Source organism: Polaromonas sp. P1_F2 (assembly GCF_056405735.1).
Genome location: NZ_JBFUBN010000001.1, coordinates 574,169 through 591,416 on the forward strand (window position 1 = coordinate 574,169; position 17,248 = coordinate 591,416).

The following is a 17,248-nucleotide window of genomic DNA, read 5'->3' on the forward strand; positions in this document are numbered from 1 at the left end:
CGTTAAGCACCGGCAGCGATCTGCCTCAAAGCCTGCTCAAACACTTCCACCGGTTGCCCGCCGGAAATCAGGTGGCGGTCATTGATGATGACGGCCGGCACCGAATGGATGCCCTGGGTCAGGTAGAACTGTTCGCGTTCGCGCACCTCGCGCGCGTACTCGCCTGAAGCCAGCACTTCGCGTGCGCGGGCCTCATCCAGGCCTGCCTCCACAGCCGCCTTCACCAGCACCTCGTGCGAGGCCGGGCTCTGGCCATCGGTGAAATAGCGCTGGAACAACAACTCTTTCAGTGCCTTTTGCTTGTCCGCGCCTTCAAGTTCGGCCCAGTGCAGCAGTCGGTGCGCGTCAAAGGTGTTGTAAATGCGGCTGCGTCCGCCGCCTGGCTCGTCGGCCATGCTGAACTTGAAGCCGACCTGGGCGCCGCGGGCGCGGATGTTCTCGCGGTTGGCTTGGGCCTGCTCGGCCGAGATGCCGTATTTCTGGGTGATGTGCTCGGTGATCTCCTGGCCCTCGGGCGTCATCTTGGGATTGAGCTCAAAAGGCTGGAAATGCAGTTCGGCCCGGATGTCGCCGCGCACGCGCTCGAGTGCCTGGTCCAGCGACTTCAGGCCAATCACGCACCAGGGGCAGGAAACGTCGGACACAAAATCGATCTTGAGTTGGGTGGTCATGGGACTGGCCTTGGGAGTTGTTCTGCGTTAGCCGGATTTTGGCCCGCAACGGGTCAGCTTGCGGTGCGCCCCGGGATATTCAAGTACCCGATGCGTGGTTAATCCATTAACAAGATACACCCCCGTCCAGGCTCACTGCGTGTAGCCTGTTCCCCCCTCGAGGGGGCGGCGCCTGCGGCCCGGCAAAGCCGGTTCCGCGGCCCCCGCTAATTTTGCAGCCGAACCGGCAGAGGATCGGCGCCGCTGGCGGGAGCCTCCTGGCAGCCCATTTCAAGAAACTGTCACACAAGCTTCCTAAGATTCCCGCAGCGCAGCATGACCGCAGCTTCGCGATCATCCCCACCTGAAAAACTGGAAAACACCAACAATGTCCGACTTGGCCACCCCTTCCCTCCCGTCCCGCCGCACCGCCCTGAAGTTCCTGGCGACCGCCCCCATGCTGCCGCTGGGTGCCCTGGCCTCGAGTTCGCTGCTGTCGGGCTGCGCCACCAGCGGACCCGCCGCCGCGGGCAATTACCTGTCTTCCAGCTTCACGTCCATGGCCGCGCCCTCGCTGGCCGACACGGCCGCCATGGCCACCACCACCGTGGGTTCCAGCCTGCAGGTCCGCCTCAAGGACAACAGCACGCAAAGCTACAAGCTGGCCTACCAGCCCTTCTTCGTCACCGGCGACATGGTGCCGGACGGCAAGGGCGGCACCATCCTGAGCGGCGGCTACGTGGACATCAACAACCAGCCCATCATCGACCGCTCGGTGCCCGGCAAGGAACGCCAGATGTTCTCCGACTCGCCCGACGGCACCTCGCTGCTGGGCCTGCCCAACGCCAACGTGCCCGGCGTCAAGGGCAAGGCGGTCTTCGCCGTCGTGCAGTTTGAATACACCACGCGCGACCAGGCCGGCGCCGACGCCTATGGCAACCTGCCCTCGCCCATCGCCGTGCTGACACTGGACCAGGACCCCGCCACCGGCAAGCTCAGCCTCGTGAAATACCACAACGTCGACATGTCCAAGGCGCACGGCCTGTGGATCACCTGCGGCGCCAGCCTGTCGCCCTGGAACACCCACCTGTCCAGCGAAGAGTACGAGCCCGACGCCCCCTTTGCCGCCGAAAGCGCGCAGTTCAAGAAGTTCAGCAAGAACGTCTACGGCGACGAAACCAAGGCCAACCCCTACCACTACGGCCACCTGCCCGAAGTCACCGTGCACCCCGACGGCACCGGCACGGTCAGGAAGCACTACAACATGGGCCGCATCTCGCACGAGCTCGTGCAGGTCATGCCCGACAACCGCACCGTGCTGATGGGCGACGACGCCACCAACAGCGGCCTCTTCGTCTTCGTGGCCGACCGCGAGAAAGACCTCTCGTCCGGCACGCTGTACGTCGGCAAGCTGGGCAGCGGCTTCTCGGTCGACCCGGCCGCCGAAGGCGCGAAGATCTCCTGGATCAAGCTGGGACACGCCAGCAGCGCCGAGATCGAAAAGATGGCCGACACGCTCAAGCCGGCCGACATCATGACGGTGCTCAAGGCCGACCCGTCCGACGCCAGCTTCACCAAGGTGTTCTACGGCGGCAACGCGAACTGGATCAAGGTCAAGCCCGGCATGGAAAAAGCCGCCGCCTTCCTCGAAACCCACCGCTATGCCTACCTCATGGGCGGCAGCATGGGCTTCTCCAAGATGGAAGGCACAACCGTCAACATCAAGGACAAGGTCGCCTACTCGGCGCTGCAGAACATGCAGGACTCCATGGTCAAGACCGGCAAGGGCTGGAATGCGGCCAGCGGCATCGCCCTGGACAAGGCCCTGATCGCCGGCGGCGTGATGATGCACAAGCTGGACGGCGGCCAGAAAGACCTGGGCGGCAACGCCATCGACAGCGAGTGGATGCCGGTGCACACCAAGGCCCTGCTGGTCGGTGAAGACATCGCCGGGGATGCGCTGGGCAACAAGGCCAATCCCAACAAGGTCTCCAACCCCGACAACCTGAAATTCTCGGAAAAGATGCGCACCCTCTTCATCGGTGAAGACAGCAGCACCCACGTCAACAACTTCATCTGGGCCTACAACGTCGACACGAAACAGCTGTCGCGCCTGATGTCCATGCCCTCGGGCGCCGAGGCCACCGGCCTGCACGTGGTGGACGACCTGAATGGCTGGACCTACATCATGAGCAACTTCCAGCACGCCGGTGACTGGATCCCGGCTCTGCACGGCAAGGTGCAGGCCGTGCTGGACCCGCTGGTGCGCGCGAATTACAAGGATCGCTTCGGCGCGGCTGTGGGCTACCTGACGGCCGACCCCAGCAGCATCAAGCTGGGTTAAGAGCAGAACCCAGGCCGTGCAAGCGCACGGCCGGGATCAGACGCCGCCGTTCGCCCTGAGCTTGCCGAAGCAATTCGGCAGCCTCGGGGCGAACTGCATTGAAAAGCCCTTCTTCCCTAAAATGCCCTGCAAGCCCGCGGCGCATCGCCTGGGCACCATAGCCCAATGGGAACCCCATGCATTACCGCTACGCCGACCTGATCCACTACGCGCAATCCCTGCTCACCGCTGCCGGACTCGAGCCGGCCAAGGCCACAGCCGTTGCGGAAATCCTGGTCGAAGGCGACCTGATGGGCCACAACACCCACGGCCTGGCCCTGCTGCCCGGCTACCTTGGCGAACTCGAATCCGGCTCCATGGAAAAACTCGGTGCGCCCACCGTGCTGGCCGACCGTCCGGCCGCGCTGACCTGGGACGGCCGCCGCCTACCCGGTCCCTGGCTGGTGCTCGAGGCCATGGCACAGGCCACTGAACGCGCCGCCATCCAGGGCACTTGCACCGTGGTGATACGCCGCAGCCACCACATCGCCTGCCTGGCCGCCTACCTGAAACGCGCCACCGACAAAGGCCTGCTGATGCTGCTGACCTGCTCAGACCCCAACACCGCCAGCGTGGCGCCCTTTGGTGGCCTGGACGCGGTGTTCACGCCGAACCCGGTCTCGGCCGGCATCCCCACGGGTGGCGTGCCGGTGCTGATGGACGTCTCCACCTCGGCCACCACCAACGGCCTGACCAACCGGCTGCACAAGGAAGGCAAGCGCCTGCCCGCCGCCTGGGTGATGGACGGCCACGGCACGGCCAGCGACAACCCTTCCGTGCTGTTTGAAGAACCCAAGGGCACCATCCTGCCGCTGGGCGGTATGGACTCCGGCCACAAGGGCTACGGCCTCACGCTGCTGGTCGAGGCCCTGACCGGCGGCCTGGCCGGCCACGGCCGCGCCGACCCCAAGGAAGGCTGGGGCGCGACGGTGTTCCTGCAGATCATGGACCCGCGCGCCTTCGCCGGCCTGGACGCTTTCGAGCGGCAGACCGGCCACGTCGCCGACGCCTGCCGCGCCTCGCGCCCCGCGCGAGAAGGCATGGCCGTGCGCACACCCGGCGAGAAAGGCATCGCACTGGCGGCTCGGCAAAAGCAGGCCGGCGTGGCGCTCTACCCGTCCATACTGCCGGCGCTGGCCAGCTGGGCCATCAAGCTCGGTGTGACGGAGCCCGCCGCCGCGAACTGAAGCGCAGGTTTTCCGGAAGAGAACCGACCCGGCCAGGCAGCGCCACTGACAAGCCTTCCGCGAAAAAAGACCCATACGCCCCGCCGGCACCTCGCCGGTTAACACCTTGGCGTTACAGAAACTGTCCAAAACGCCAAAGGAGCTCCGCCATGCCGGGGTTTCTCCCTAGACGCGGAATTTTTCAGCTTCACATAATTAGTGCGTCGTTCAAACTAATTACCAAGTGCTGCGTTTGCAGCGGAACGATGACCGGGATTCAGTTGAGTTTTAAAAACCACATGCCTGATCTGGGCAGAACCATCGGAGACACAAATGAAATTAAAAGCATCTCTTACTGCAATGGCACTCAGCCTGGCCGCCGCCGGCGCATTTGCGCAGGTAACGGTCGGCGTCAGCTGGTCCAACTTCCAGGAGGAACGCTGGAAAACCGACGAGACCGCCATCAAGACGCAGCTTGAAAAGCTGGGCGCCAAGTACATCAGCGCGGATGCCGCCGGCTCTCCCGAAAAACAGCTGGCGGACATTGACGGGCTGATGGCCAAGGGCGCCAAGGTCCTGATCGTGCTGGCCATGGACAAAGACGCCATCCTGCCCGCCGTGAACAAGGCCACCAAACAAAAAGTGCCTGTCATCGCCTACGACCGCTTGATCGAGGCGCCCGGCGTGTTCTACATCACCTTCGACAACAAGGAAGTCGGCCGCATGCAGGCGCGTGCCGTGTTTCAGGCCAAGCCCAAGGGCAACTACGTGATGATCAAGGGCTCCCCCACCGACCCGAATGCCAATTTCCTGCGCGAGGGCCAGCAGGAAATCATTGACGCCGCCGTCAAGAAAGGTGACATCAAGATCGTGGGCGAGGAATACACCGAAGGCTGGAAACCCGAAGTCGCGCAGAAAAACATGGAGCAGATCCTGACCAAGAACGGCGGCAAGGTCGATGCCGTGGTCGCCTCCAATGACGGCACCGCCGGCGGTGTCGTGGCGGCGCTGAGTTCCAAGGGCCTCAAGGGTGTGCCGGTGTCGGGCCAGGACGGTGACTTTGCCGCGCTGAACCGCGTAGCCCTGGGCACGCAGACCGTGTCGGTATGGAAAGATGCCCGCGACCTCGGCAAACAGGCGGCCAGCGCGGCCGTCAATCTGGGTGCCGGCAAAAAAGTCGATGGCGCGACCTCCTGGAACGGTGGCGAGAAAAAGGTGGCCCTGCAGGCCCAATTCCTCAAGCCCGTGCCCATCACCCGCGACAACCTTGACGTGGTGGTGAAGGCCGGCTGGATCAAAAAAGAGGAACTCTGCAAGGGAGTCACCGGCAACGTTGCCGTCTGCAAGTAAGCACGCAGGCAACACAGCTTTCAATCACCTGCTCCCTGTCCTGCGCAAGCAGGCAAGGCAACCGGCCTGCAGGTTGCCTGGGAGCGCTGCATCCTCAAGACCATGCAACTTCCTGCCCGATTCCTGCACAACGCCGCCGTCGACTGGCGGCTGGTGTTCATGGGGGGCGTGCTCGCCGTCCTGGCGGGCGTATTCCAGGCCCTGTCGGGCGGCATTTTCCTGTCGCCTGAAAACCTCTACAACATCGCCCAGCAAACGGCCGTGGTGGGCATCGTGTCCACGGTCATGGTGCTGATCATCGTGGCGCGGCATATCGACCTGTCGGTCGGCTCGGTGATCGGTTTTGTCGGCGTCCTCATCGCCTATCTTCAATACACGCTGGGATGGTCCTGGCCGGCGGCGTCACTCGCCGGGCTGGCCGCGGCGCTGGTGGTGTCGGTGTACCAGGGGTGGCTGACCGCCATGCTCGGCGTTCCGTCTTTTGTGGTCACGCTGGGGGGCTTGATGTCCCTGCGCGGCGCGGCCTTTCTGGTAGCCGACGGCAAGACCCAGCCCGTCAGCGACGACACATTTTTACTGCTCGGCGGTGGCTATGACGGAGGTATCGGGGTGACCGCCACCTGGGTCCTGACTGCATGCGTCAGCCTGGTGCTGGTGCTTCGCATGCTGTTGCGCCGCCGCGCCTCCACACGCCACGAGATGCCCAACCAGCCCGTATGGGTGGATGCATTGCTGGTGGCCGCACCTGTGCTCCTGCTGGCCGCATTTGCCGCGGCCATGAACAGCTACCTGGTTCCCAACAAGGACGCGCCCCAGGGCATCCCGATCCCGGTGCTCATCTGGGCGGCCGTGGCGGTGGTGATGTCCTTCATCTCCCAGCGGACCCGTTTCGGCCGTTATGTCTACGCCATGGGCGGCAACCCCGATGCCGCGGTCCTGGTCGGCATCCCGGTCAAGCGGGTCACGCTCATGCTGTTTGCCCTGCTTGGCGTGCTCATCACCATCGCCGCCATCGTGTCGGTGGCCCGTCTGAACGCGGGCACCAATTCGCTGGGCACCGGCATGGAGCTATTCGTCATTGCCGCCGCCGTGATCGGCGGTACCGCGCTGGCCGGCGGCAGCGGAACCATCATCGGCTCGGTCCTGGGCGCGCTCATCATGCAGTCGCTGGACAGTGGCATGCTGCTGCTGGACGTCTCCATCGGAAAACGCATGATCATCATCGGGCAGGTGCTGATTGTCGCGGTGGTCTTCGACGTGCTCTACCGCAAGTGGGTGCAGGAAAGCTGACATGCAAACCATGCAAACCACCCAAGCCACCACCGAACCCCTGGTCGAATTCAAGGACATCCGCAAAGCCTTTGGCGGCGTCCATGCCGTGGACGGCGTGAACCTGAATCTCTACCCGGGCGAAGTGGTTGCCGTGCTGGGCCACAACGGCGCCGGCAAATCAACGCTGATGAAAATGCTGGCCGGCGCTTTCCCAATCGATTCGGGCGAGATCCATGTGATGGGGCAGAAAGTGAATCTGCGGAGCCCGGCCGATGCGCAGCAGCAGGGCATCGAAACCATCTACCAGACGCTGGCCCTCGCCGACAACCTGGATGCCGTGGCCAACCTGTTCCTGGGCCGCGAAAAAATGACGGCATGGAATACCCTGGACGACTACTTCATGGAGGCTCAGGCTCGCAAGGTGTTCGGCCGCCTGAATAAAAACTTCACCAACATCCATACCCCGGTGCGGCGCCTGTCGGGCGGGCAGCGCCAGGTGGTGGCGATCTCGCGCGCCATCTATTTCAATGCCCGCATCCTGGTCATGGACGAACCCTGTGCCGCCCTGGGCCCGGAGGAATCCGCCATGGTGGCCAGGCTGGTGCTCCAGCTCAAGGCCGAAGGCGTGGGCATTTTCCTGATCACGCACGACATGCAGGATGTCTTTTCGCTCAGCGACCGCCTCTCGGTGATGAAAAACGGCCGCATGGTCGGCACTTACCGCACGGCCGACCTGAACGAAGACCAGATCCTCGGCATGATCATCGCCGGCAAGCAGCCGGAAGGACGCGCACAGGCGCCCCACCGCATCGACTGAACCATGCCATCGGCCATGAAAACCACAGGTGACCAGCAGCTCGTCAAGCGTATCAATCGCAGCGTGCTGATGCGCCTGCTGCGAAACCAGCCGGGCCGCTCGCGCGCGCAACTGGCCAACTACAGCGGCTTGACCAAGTCGACCGTCAGCCTGCTGGTGCGCGAACTCATCGACGAAGGCTGGCTCAGTGAAATCAGCATGGCCGCCGCCAACGGCGTCGGGCGGCCCTCCACTCCCCTGCAAATCGACTGCCGGTCGCGCGGCTTGATTGGCGTGGAAGTGGCGGTCGATACCTTGCGGGTGGCCAGCGTGTCGCTGCTGGGACAGGTGCTGTGGTCAACGCAGGAGCCTTTGCGCAGCACCCAGCCGCAGGACGTCTGCAGCCGGATTGCCCAGCTCACGGTGACGGCCCAGGAGCAGCTGGTGTCGCGGGGCGCGCAGCTCTCGGGTATCGGCATCGGCCTGCCAGGCGCGTTTGACGAGGCCACCGGCGTGGTCCGCTTTGCCCCCAACCTTGGCTGGCGCAACGTCGACTTTTTGCCGCAGATCACCCAGGCATTGACTCATGCGGGCCTGCCCCCGGTACCGGTGCATGTGCAGAACGAAGCCGACACCGCCGCGCTGAGCGAATACGAGTTTTCAGAAAACGACGGCAAGGACTCGCTGATTTTTGTGAGCTGTGATGTCGGCGTGGGCGCGGGCATCGTGCTCAACGACCGCTTGTTCACCGGCATGCGCGGCATGGCCGGCGAGATCGGCCACAGCGTTCTGGAACTCGACGGTCCCCCTTGCTCCTGCGGACGGCGCGGCTGCGCGGAGACCTTCATCGGTTCAGGCGCCCTGGGCCAGCTGGCGAATGCCGAACGGTCAGGGCACTACCTGGGCGTGCTGCTGCAGAACCTGTGGACTACCTTCGATCCCAGCGTGCTGGTGGTGGGCGGCTCGTCATGCCACCATTTTCCCGACATGGTGAAGGTTGCCCAGGAGACGCTGCAAAGCTACGCCAGCGCTGCCGGCGTCGCCGCTCCCACGGTGCGCGTCGCACGTTATGGCTTGCTGGCCTCAGCGGTGGGTGCCGCCGCCATGGTGTTGCACCAGTACCTGCGCCCCATGCATCCGACCGGCCGCCTTGCGGGCAACGGCCAGCCTGCGCGGGACCCAGCGCTGCTCCAGGCGCCGCGCACCTCGGGCGAGCCCGCCTGCGCACGGTAGGCCTGCGCTGACACGCATCGGCGCTTTTCCCCGATAAGGCGCCACCTGCCCGGCGCGCACAGTAAAAGCACTGCATTTCTGGAGAAGAAAATGTCTTTTGCGCTGTACATGCTCGGGTTCGTGATCTTCCTGGCCGGCGTCATCTGGGGCGCCGTGGAAGCCGGCGTGCCGCACCTCTACATCGGCATAGGCGCGCTGATCTTCCTGGGCATAGGCATCTTCAGCGCTGTAAGCCGCACCCGCAGCAAAGACCCGTCTTAAGCGGGAACCCGCCCGCTATTCTTTCGGCGTTTCCTGCGGCATCTCCTGCGTCCTCAAGGCCTGCTGCAACCGCGCCAGCACTGCGCTCGCGGTACCCAACTGGGCTTCGTCCATTTGCACGGCCAGCGCATTGGCCCATACCTTCTGGCCTGCCTGTATGGTTTGCAGCGCCTTGCGGCCTTTGGGCGTGAGCCTTAGCAGTTTGGCCCGGGCATGGGCCGGATTGTCTTCATAGGCGCAGAGCCCGTCTTCGACCAGCAAATCCGCCACGCGTTGCACGCTTTGCCGAGTGAGGTTCATGGCGCGCGCAATCTGCGCCACCGACAAGGGCTCATCCTCCACCGCCGCCAGCACCTGCCAGCGCGACGAGGTCTGCCCGGCAGGCGCGGCCAGCGCGTCACCTGCCGCAATCAACAGGCCGTTGAGCTGCATCACCTGCACCACCAGCCAGCTCAGGGTGTTGGCGGCCGGCGTGCGCTCGACATCCTCGCCGGCAACTCTTGATTTGACAGCATGCTGTCGTTTAACTATACTTTCAGACATGACAACATTCTGTCATATTCAGTCCTCCCCTTCCATCCGCCCGCTCTGAAAGGAACTCCCGCCATGCTGAAAACCTACACCGGAAGCTGCCACTGCGGCGCCGTCCGTTTTGAAGCCGACATCGACCTCAGCAAGGGCACCGGCCGCTGCAACTGCTCCATCTGCACCAAGACCCGCAACTGGGGCACCATCATCAAGCCGGACGCCTTCCGCCTGCTGGCCGGGGAGAGCGAACTTAGCGACTACCAGTTCGGCACCAAAAGCGGCCATCACCTGTTTTGCAAGCACTGCGGCGTGCGGCCTTTCGGCCGGGGTTATATCGAGCAGATTGGCGGCGACTATGTCTCCATCAACATCGCCGCCCTGGACAACGCCGAACCGGCCGAACTCATCAGCGCGCCTGTCAATTATTCGGACGGACGCAACAACGCCTGGTGGAACACCCCTGCGGAGACACGCCACCTGTAAGAGCCGCTCTTAGGCCATTTAAAGCCGGGCGCTATTTCGCGCCCAGGCCCATGGCCCGCGAAATCACCTCTTTCATGATCTCGTTGGTGCCGCCGTAAATACGCTGCACGCGCGCGTCGGCATAGGCGCGCGTGATCGGGTACTCCCACATATAACCGTAGCCGCCGAAAAGCTGCACGCATTCGTCCATCACCTTGCACTGCAGGTCGCTGCACCAGTACTTGGCCATGCTGGCGGTCGCGGTGTCCAGCTTGTCCTGAGCGACCAGCTCCACACATTTGTCGACAAACACGCGCGCCACCTGAACCTCGGTCTGCAGTTCGGCCAGCGTGTAGCGTGTGTTCTGGTAGCTGGCCACCGGCTGGCCGAAAACCTTGCGCTCCTTCACATAGGCCAGCGTCCAGTCGATCGCCGCCTGCGCCGAAGCCACCGCCGTGATGGCGATCTGCAAACGCTCCCAGGGCAGCTGCTCCATCAGGCAGATAAAACCGCGGTTCTCATGCGCCTCTCCGCCCAGCAGGTTTTCCGCCGGCACCTTCACGTCGGTGAAGAACAGCTCCGAAGTGTCCTGGGCCTTGAGGCCCAGCTTCTTGAGCCGCTTGCCGGTTTCAAAACCCGGCATACCGCGCTCCACCAGCATCAGGCTGGTGCCCTTGGCACCCGCCGCCGGGTTGGTCTTGGCCACCACGATGACCAGGTCGGCATGCCATCCGTTGGTGATAAAGGTCTTGCTGCCGTTGAGCAGGTAACTGCCGTCGGGCTGCTTCAGCGCGGTGGTCTTCACGCCCTGCAGGTCCGAGCCGGCCGCGGGCTCGCTCATGGCGATGGCACCCACCATCTCGCCGCTGGCCAGCTTGGGCAGGTACTTCTGTTTCTGCGCCTCGGTGCCGTAGTGCAGGATGTAAGGCGAGACGATCTCGCTATGCAAGCTGTAGCCGATGCCCGAGAAACCGCCGCGGCCCAGCTCCTCCATCTGGATCACCGAATACAGCTTGTCCGCGCCCGAGCCGCCGTACTCCTCGGGCATGGTCATGCACAAAAAACCGTTCTCGCCGGCCTTGTTCCAGACCTTGCGGTCCACGTAGCCCTGCTCCTCCCATTGCTCGTGGAAGGGCGCGATTTCCTTGTCCATGAAGCGGCGAAAGGCGTCGCGAAAGGCTTCGTGGTCGGTGCTGAAGAGGCTGCGTTCGATCATGGGGTCACCTGGGGTAAGGCTGAGGGATAAGGCTGGGGAAGTATTTATACAAAGCGTCCGCTTTGTGAAATGAATATACTTCAACAGCCTCCCCTCCCGCATCCCCATCATCCCTGCCTTCCCGAGGAAAGCCATGAGCACCGAAGCCTTTATCTACGACGCCATCCGCACACCGCGTGGCAAGGGCAAAAAAGACGGCAGCCTGCACGAGGTCAAGCCGGTCAACCTGCTGGCCGGCGTGCTGGCCGAGCTGCAGCAGCGCAACGGCTTTGACACCGCCGCCGTCGACGACGTGGTGATGGGCGTGGTCTCGCCGGTCGGTGAACAGGGCGCGGTCATCGCCAAGGTTGCTGCGCTCAAGGCAGGCTGGGACTTCCGCGCCTCGGGTGTGCAAATCAACCGCTTTTGCGCTTCAGGCCTGGAGGCCGTCAACCTGGCCGCGCAGAAAGTGCGCTCCGGCTGGGAAGATCTGGTGGTGGCCGGCGGCGTCGAAAGCATGAGCCGCGTCCCGATCGGTGCCGACGGCGGCGCCTGGGCGCAGGACCCGGAAACCAACAGCGCCACGCTGTTCGTGCCCCAGGGCATAGGCGCCGACCTGATCGCCACGCTCGAAGGCTTTAGCCGCGTCGACGTCGACGCCTTCGCGCTCGAAAGCCAGCAGCGCGCCGCCAGGGCGCGTGCCGCGGGCTACTTTGCCAACTCCGTCGTGCCGGTGAAAGACTTCCTCGGCCAGACCATCCTCGGCGAAGACGAATTCATCAAACCCCAGACCACGCTCGAAGGCCTGGCCTCGCTCAAGCCAGCCTTCGACCAGCTCGGCGCCATGGGCTTTGATGCCGTGGCCTTGCAGCGCTACCCGCAGGTCGAGCGCATCCGGCACGTGCACCATGCCGGCAACTCATCCGGCATCGTCGACGGCGCGGCCGCCGTGCTGGTCGGTTCGGAAGCCGCCGGCAAGACCCACGGCCTGAAGCCGCGTGCCCGCATCGTGGCCGCGGCGCTCAGCGGCGCCGACCCGACCATCATGCTGACCGGCCCCATGCCCGCCACGCGCAAGGCCCTGGCCAAGGCCGGCCTCACGGTGGACCAGATAGACCTGTTCGAAGTCAACGAGGCCTTTGCCGCCGTGGTGATGCGTTTCATGAAAGAGATGAAGGTGCCGCACGACAAGGTCAACGTGAACGGCGGCGCCATCGCCATGGGCCACCCGCTGGGCGCCACCGGCGCGATGATCCTGGGCACGCTGGTCGACGAGCTACACAGGCGAAAACTGCGCTACGGCCTGGCCACCTTGTGCGTGGGCGGCGGCATGGGCATCGCGACCATCGTGGAAAGAATCTGAACGCCATGAAGACCATCCAGTACCAGATCGATAACGGCATCGCCACCATCACCTTCGACGAGCCCGACTCCCCCGTCAACACCATGTGCCTGCAATGGCAGGACGACCTCAGCGAAGTCACCGCCCAGGTGCTGAAAGACAAAGCCGGCCTCAAGGGCCTGATCCTCGCCTCCGCCAAATCCACCTTTTTTGCCGGTGCCGACCTGAAGGCGATCATGCGCCTCACGCCCGCCGACGCGCCCAAAGCCTATGCCGAAGTCGAGCGCGTCAAGAAAAACTTCCGCACGCTCGAAACCCTGGGCATCCCTGTCGCCAGCTGCCTCAACGGCACGGCGCTGGGCGGCGGCTGGGAGGTCGCGCTGGTCGGGCACTACCGCGTGGCGGTGGACGACAGCAAGACACAGTTCGGCCTGCCCGAAGTGACCCTGGGCCTGCTGCCAGGCGCCAGCGGCGTGACCAAGATGACGCGCCACCTGGGCCTGATGGGCGCGCAGCCCTACTTGGTCGAAGGCAAGACCTTCAATCCGCGCCAGGCACTGGAGCTGGGCCTGGTGCATGAACTGGTGGCCGACGCCGGCGCGCTGCGCGCCAGGGCCCTGGCGTGGCTGGCTGCCAACCCGCAGGCGCAACACCCCTGGGAAGCCAAGGACTACAAAATCCCCGGCGGCACACCCGCCAACCCCAAGATCGCCGCGGCCCTCAGCGTCGCACCCGCCATGCTCAAGAAGCAGACGCGCGGCCTCTACCCGGCGCCCGAAACCATCCTGGCCTGTATGGTCGAAGGCACGCAGGTGGACCTGGAAACCGCGCTCCGCATCGAGAGCCGCTACCTCGCCAAGCTCATGACCGGCACGAATGCCAAGGCCATGATCAACACCTTTTTCTTCAACATGAACGCCATCAAGAGCGGGCAGTCTCGCCCGCCGCGCGTGCCGAAGTTCAGGCCCAACAAGGTCGGCATCCTGGGCGCCGGCATGATGGGCGCGGGCATCGCCTATGCGCAGGCCAGCCGGGGCATTACCACCGTGCTGAAAGATGTCAGCCAGGAGAAGGCCGAGGCCGGCAAGGCTTATACCGGCAAGATCACCGCGCCGCGCGTCGAGAAAGGCCGCATGACGGCGGCCGAACAAAGCGCCCTGCTCTCGCGCATCACCGCCACGAGCCAGGCCGCCGACCTGGCCGGCTGCGAGCTCATCATCGAAGCCGTGTTCGAGCGCCGCGACCTCAAGGCCAAGGTCACGCAGGAGGCAGAACCCCTGCTTGCGCCTGGCGGCTTCTTTGCCTCCAACACATCGACCCTGCCCATCTCCAGCCTGGCCACGGCCAGCGACAAGCCCGAGAAGTTCATCGGCATCCACTTCTTCAGTCCGGTCGACAAGATGAAGCTGGTCGAGATCATCCGCGGCAAACAGACCGACGACGAAACCGTGGCCCGCGCCTTTGACTATGTGCAGGCCCTGGGCAAGATCCCCATCGTCGTCAACGATTCGCGGGGTTTTTACACCAGCCGCACCTTCGGCACCTTTGTCATGGAAGGCGCGGCCATGCTGGGCGAAGGCATCCCCGCCGCCGCCATCGAGAACGCCGGCATCCAGGCCGGCATGCCGGTGGGCCCGCTGGCCGTGCTTGACGAAACCGCGCTCTCGCTGAGCGTGCATGTGCTGGACCAGACCCGCACCGACTTCAGCGCCGAAGGCAAAACCTACACCGCCACACCGGGCGAACTACTGGTCGAACGCATGGTGAAAGAATTGCATCGCCCCGGCCGCGCGGCCGGCGGCGGCTTTTACGACTACCCGGCCGAGCCCGGCGCGAAGAAGCACTTGTGGCCCGAACTCAAGCCCTTGTTCGAGAAACCCGGCGCCGCCTGGGACATCGAGGAACTGAAGGACCGCCTGCTCTACCGCCAGGCCGTGGAGACCGCACGCTGCCTCAGCGAAGGCGTACTCACCACGGTGCACGACGCCAACATAGGCTCCATCTTCGGCATAGGCTTCCCGGCCTGGACAGGCGGCGCCATGCAGTTCATCTACGGCATGGGACTTGAGGCCTTTGCCCGGCGCTGCGATGAACTGGCCGCCAGATTCGGTCCCGGCTTTGCGCTGAGCGACGCGGTCAAGGACGCGATACGCAAACATCAGCCGGTGTATTGAGCCGCCTCACTCCCCTTCTCCCATTCACCTCAACGTTCTCCATTCCATGCCAAGACTCCAAAACAAGATCAGCCTCATCACCGGCGCCGCCCAGGGCATAGGCCTCGCCACCGCCCTCAAGTTCGCAAAAGAAGGCGCCACCGTCATCGTCTGCGACGTCAAGCAGGCCGGCGTCGACGAAGCCGTCAAACAATGCCAGGCCCTGGGCGCCCAGGCCGTTGGTTATGTCATGGACGTGACGCAGCGCAGCATGGTCGACGCCGTGGTCGGCAAGGTCAAAGACCAGTTCGGCCGTATCGATGTGCTGGTCAACAATGCCGGCATCACCCAGGACGCGCGCCTGCAGAAAATGACGCTGGAGCAGTTCGACAAGGTGATCGACGTCAACCTGCGCGGCGTCTTCCACTGCGCGCAAGCCGTGGCCGACATCATGGTGGCCCAGGGCAACGGCGTGATCCTCAACGCCAGCTCGGTCGTGGGCATCTACGGAAACTTCGGTCAGACCAACTACGCCGCCAGCAAATTCGGCGTCATAGGCTTCACCAAAACCTGGAGCCGCGAACTCGGCCCCAAGGGCGTGCGCGTCAACGCCGTCGCGCCGGGTTTTGTCGCGACGCACATCCTGGACACGATTCCCGAGAAAGTCTTGAAGGAAATGGAAGCCCACGTCCCGCTCAAGCGCCTGGGGCGGCCCGAAGAGATCGCCAATGTCTACGCCTTTCTGGCCAGCGATGAGGCGAGTTATGTCAATGGGGCGGTGATTGAGGTGTCTGGGGGGATGTCGGTTTAGGCAAAGGCGAAACCGTTTGAGTATCGGCGCTGGGAGATCAAACTTCAGCGAGCCGCGCTTCAATCGCCTTCAGCATATCCACCGCATCCGCGCCTTTGTTGTTGTGCTTGATGTGATGCTCAAGAAGCGTCTTGGCTTTCTCCAGGCGTGCTTGAGTTGGCAACCAATGCGGCATGAGGATTTCCGCCGCCGCGATATGGCCTTCATCCAATGCCTTCAGCATGGGATCATCACTTTTTTGGCTCAACGCAAATCCATAGTGCTCAATGGCGTTGGGATTGGCGCCGCGCTTGAGCAGCATGCTGACGAGTTCAACGTTTCCGTTCTTTGCCGCCTTGTGCAGGAGCGTTATCTGGTCGGTGCCAGTCGCGTTGACATTGCAGCCAGCATCCAACAGCAGTTCGACCACGTCGGCATGTCCATCACGTGCAGCATCCAATATGGGTGGTTCAGGCTCAAAAGAACTAAACGCCGCATATGGCGTATCCAGATCAACGCCCAACTTTGCCAGCACCTTGATCTTGGCCAGGTCATGCCCGCGAATTGCCTTATGAAGATCGCGTGGCACATCACCGGTGTAGGCGTCGGAGGGCGGTGAGGAAATCATGCCCCGCGCCTTCAGGTAATCCACCGCACCCTTGATGTACCCAAGCCTCCAGTAAAGATTCTCTCCATTCTCCAGCTTGACGTTGAGATCTAGCCCCATCGAATGGGCGAAGGCCAGAAACGCCGGAACTTCTTCTTCGCTGTGTGTTCTCAAGTCGAGTAACGCCGGAACTCCGTTTGCGTTAAGCGTAGAAGGATCTGCGCCATGTTCCATCAGCAGTTTGCAGGCGCCTTGACACCGATAGACGATCGCATAGTGAAGCGGTGTTTGTCCGGCAGCGTTTCGGAGCGTGAGGTCCGCACCGGCCTTGACCAGCATCTCGATGACATCAAGCGATTCGTTGTTGATGGCGAGGTGCAGGGGCGTTCTGAACCCATCCTCCTTGATTCGCTTGTCAGGCGTCTGAACGTTCACATCCGCGCCTGCTGCGATCAACAGCTTGACGATGGGCTTCTTGTCCTTCAGGACCGCCACATGGATGGGGTACACACCGGGCCGCACCTCCTGGTTCGGGCTGATGCCTTTGGCCAGAAGCCGCTTGATCTCGGTCGATTTGCCTTTTTCCAGGGCCGTGATGAGGGCAAAGTCGTCATCGAACTCGGCCACGGCGGCCACAAACTCCGCCTCTTTCGCCTTGGCCTTGCCGATTCGAACCAGCTTGGTGACGTCGCCTGTGCGGCTGTCGTCGATGCTGGCGCGCAGGTGTGTGGCGCCCAATTCAATCAGTTCGCTCAGCAGTGTCTGGCTGTCCAGGCCCAGCTCCATGAACCGCAATTCCAGGCGCCTGCCAAAGCGTTCCAGGCGCTCGACGCGAATCTGTTCACCTGCATTCGCTTGCACGCAACGCAAACCCAGCGCCCCAAGGGCCAGGCGGGCGGCATCCCACGCATCACCGGAAGCAGGCTTTAAAGCCTCCAGCCAGCGCTGGCTGGTAGCGTCGTCTTCAAAACAGAGGGTGGCAATCGTTCTTACTTCTGACATGGGGTACTACTGGCGTTCATCTTGGTGTGAAACGGGGCATCTGGAGTTGCCTGCGTCT

At 63.5% G+C, this 17,248-nt stretch carries 15 protein-coding genes; 11 read left to right on the plus strand and 4 right to left on the minus strand.

All coding sequences use genetic code 11. From position 1 onward, the window contains the following. Nucleotides 1-2 precede the first annotated feature (2 nt). Complete coding sequence (locus AC1D0O_RS02850) at nt 3-671, minus strand: DsbA family oxidoreductase (protein ID WP_477652035.1); 669 nt, start codon at nt 669-671, stop codon at nt 3-5. A 367-nt stretch (nt 672-1,038) separates the two neighbouring features. Between AC1D0O_RS02850 and AC1D0O_RS02855 the strand changes: the two genes are divergently transcribed. The 7 genes from AC1D0O_RS02855 (at nt 1,039) to AC1D0O_RS02885 (ending at nt 9,111) form a co-directional block, all read left to right on the plus strand. Beyond that, on the plus strand, nt 1,039-2,994 hold the full coding sequence (locus AC1D0O_RS02855) for a PhoX family protein (RefSeq protein ID WP_477652036.1): 1,956 nt from the start codon (nt 1,039-1,041) through the stop codon (nt 2,992-2,994). 176 nt (nt 2,995-3,170) lie between these two features. Then, a complete protein-coding gene (locus AC1D0O_RS02860; protein ID WP_477652037.1) occupies nt 3,171-4,220 on the plus strand; it encodes an Ldh family oxidoreductase in 1,050 nt (349 codons plus the stop codon). Between the two features lie 312 nt (nt 4,221-4,532). Beyond that, nucleotides 4,533-5,549 carry a D-xylose ABC transporter substrate-binding protein gene (gene xylF / locus AC1D0O_RS02865; protein ID WP_477652038.1) on the plus strand — a complete coding sequence of 339 codons (1,017 nt, stop codon included), beginning with the start codon at nt 4,533-4,535 and terminating at the stop codon, nt 5,547-5,549. A gap of 102 nt (nt 5,550-5,651) precedes the next feature. Beyond that, nucleotides 5,652-6,839, plus strand: a complete 1,188-nt coding sequence (locus AC1D0O_RS02870) for a sugar ABC transporter permease (RefSeq protein WP_477652039.1) — start codon at nt 5,652-5,654, stop codon at nt 6,837-6,839. 1 nt (nt 6,840) lies between these two features. Then, on the plus strand, nt 6,841-7,638 hold the full coding sequence (locus AC1D0O_RS02875; protein ID WP_477652040.1) for an ATP-binding cassette domain-containing protein: 798 nt from the start codon (nt 6,841-6,843) through the stop codon (nt 7,636-7,638). A gap of 15 nt (nt 7,639-7,653) precedes the next feature. Further along, entirely contained in the window at nt 7,654-8,850 is a 1,197-nt protein-coding gene (locus AC1D0O_RS02880; RefSeq protein WP_477652041.1) for an ROK family protein, read from the plus strand. A 90-nt stretch (nt 8,851-8,940) separates the two neighbouring features. Beyond that, complete coding sequence (locus tag AC1D0O_RS02885) at nt 8,941-9,111, plus strand: hypothetical protein (protein WP_175456022.1); 171 nt, start codon at nt 8,941-8,943, stop codon at nt 9,109-9,111. 15 nt (nt 9,112-9,126) lie between these two features. On the opposite strand, the gene AC1D0O_RS02890 is transcribed toward AC1D0O_RS02885, so the two are convergent. Then, entirely contained in the window at nt 9,127-9,654 is a 528-nt protein-coding gene (locus AC1D0O_RS02890; protein WP_477652042.1) for a MarR family winged helix-turn-helix transcriptional regulator, read from the minus strand. A 63-nt stretch (nt 9,655-9,717) separates the two neighbouring features. Between AC1D0O_RS02890 and AC1D0O_RS02895 the strand changes: the two genes are divergently transcribed. Further along, nucleotides 9,718-10,122 carry a GFA family protein gene (locus tag AC1D0O_RS02895; protein ID WP_477652043.1) on the plus strand — a complete coding sequence of 135 codons (405 nt, stop codon included), beginning with the start codon at nt 9,718-9,720 and terminating at the stop codon, nt 10,120-10,122. A gap of 31 nt (nt 10,123-10,153) precedes the next feature. On the opposite strand, the gene AC1D0O_RS02900 is transcribed toward AC1D0O_RS02895, so the two are convergent. After that, nucleotides 10,154-11,317, minus strand: coding sequence for an acyl-CoA dehydrogenase family protein (locus AC1D0O_RS02900; protein WP_477652044.1), 1,164 nt, complete (start codon nt 11,315-11,317; stop codon nt 10,154-10,156). Between the two features lie 133 nt (nt 11,318-11,450). Here AC1D0O_RS02900 and AC1D0O_RS02905 point away from each other — a divergent pair, with 133 nt between their 5' ends. Genes AC1D0O_RS02905 through fabG form a run of 3 tightly spaced genes read left to right on the plus strand, consistent with a single transcriptional unit; the run spans nt 11,451 to nt 15,602 of the window. Further along, nucleotides 11,451-12,659 (plus strand): acetyl-CoA C-acetyltransferase, encoded by a 1,209-nt coding sequence (locus AC1D0O_RS02905; protein ID WP_477652045.1) that lies wholly within the window; start codon nt 11,451-11,453, stop codon nt 12,657-12,659. A 5-nt stretch (nt 12,660-12,664) separates the two neighbouring features. After that, the gene (locus AC1D0O_RS02910; protein WP_477652046.1) at nt 12,665-14,812 is read left to right on the plus strand and encodes a 3-hydroxyacyl-CoA dehydrogenase NAD-binding domain-containing protein; all 2,148 of its coding nucleotides are present in this window, start codon (nt 12,665-12,667) and stop codon (nt 14,810-14,812) included. Nucleotides 14,813-14,858: 46 nt separating this feature from the next. Next, nucleotides 14,859-15,602: a 3-oxoacyl-ACP reductase FabG gene (gene fabG / locus AC1D0O_RS02915; RefSeq protein WP_477652047.1), complete on the plus strand. Its 744-nt coding sequence runs from the start codon at nt 14,859-14,861 to the stop codon at nt 15,600-15,602. A 37-nt stretch (nt 15,603-15,639) separates the two neighbouring features. Here fabG and AC1D0O_RS02920 read toward each other — a convergent pair whose 3' ends face one another. Further along, nucleotides 15,640-17,190: an ankyrin repeat domain-containing protein gene (locus tag AC1D0O_RS02920; RefSeq protein WP_477652048.1), complete on the minus strand. Its 1,551-nt coding sequence runs from the start codon at nt 17,188-17,190 to the stop codon at nt 15,640-15,642. Between the last annotated feature and the right edge of the window lie 58 nt (nt 17,191-17,248).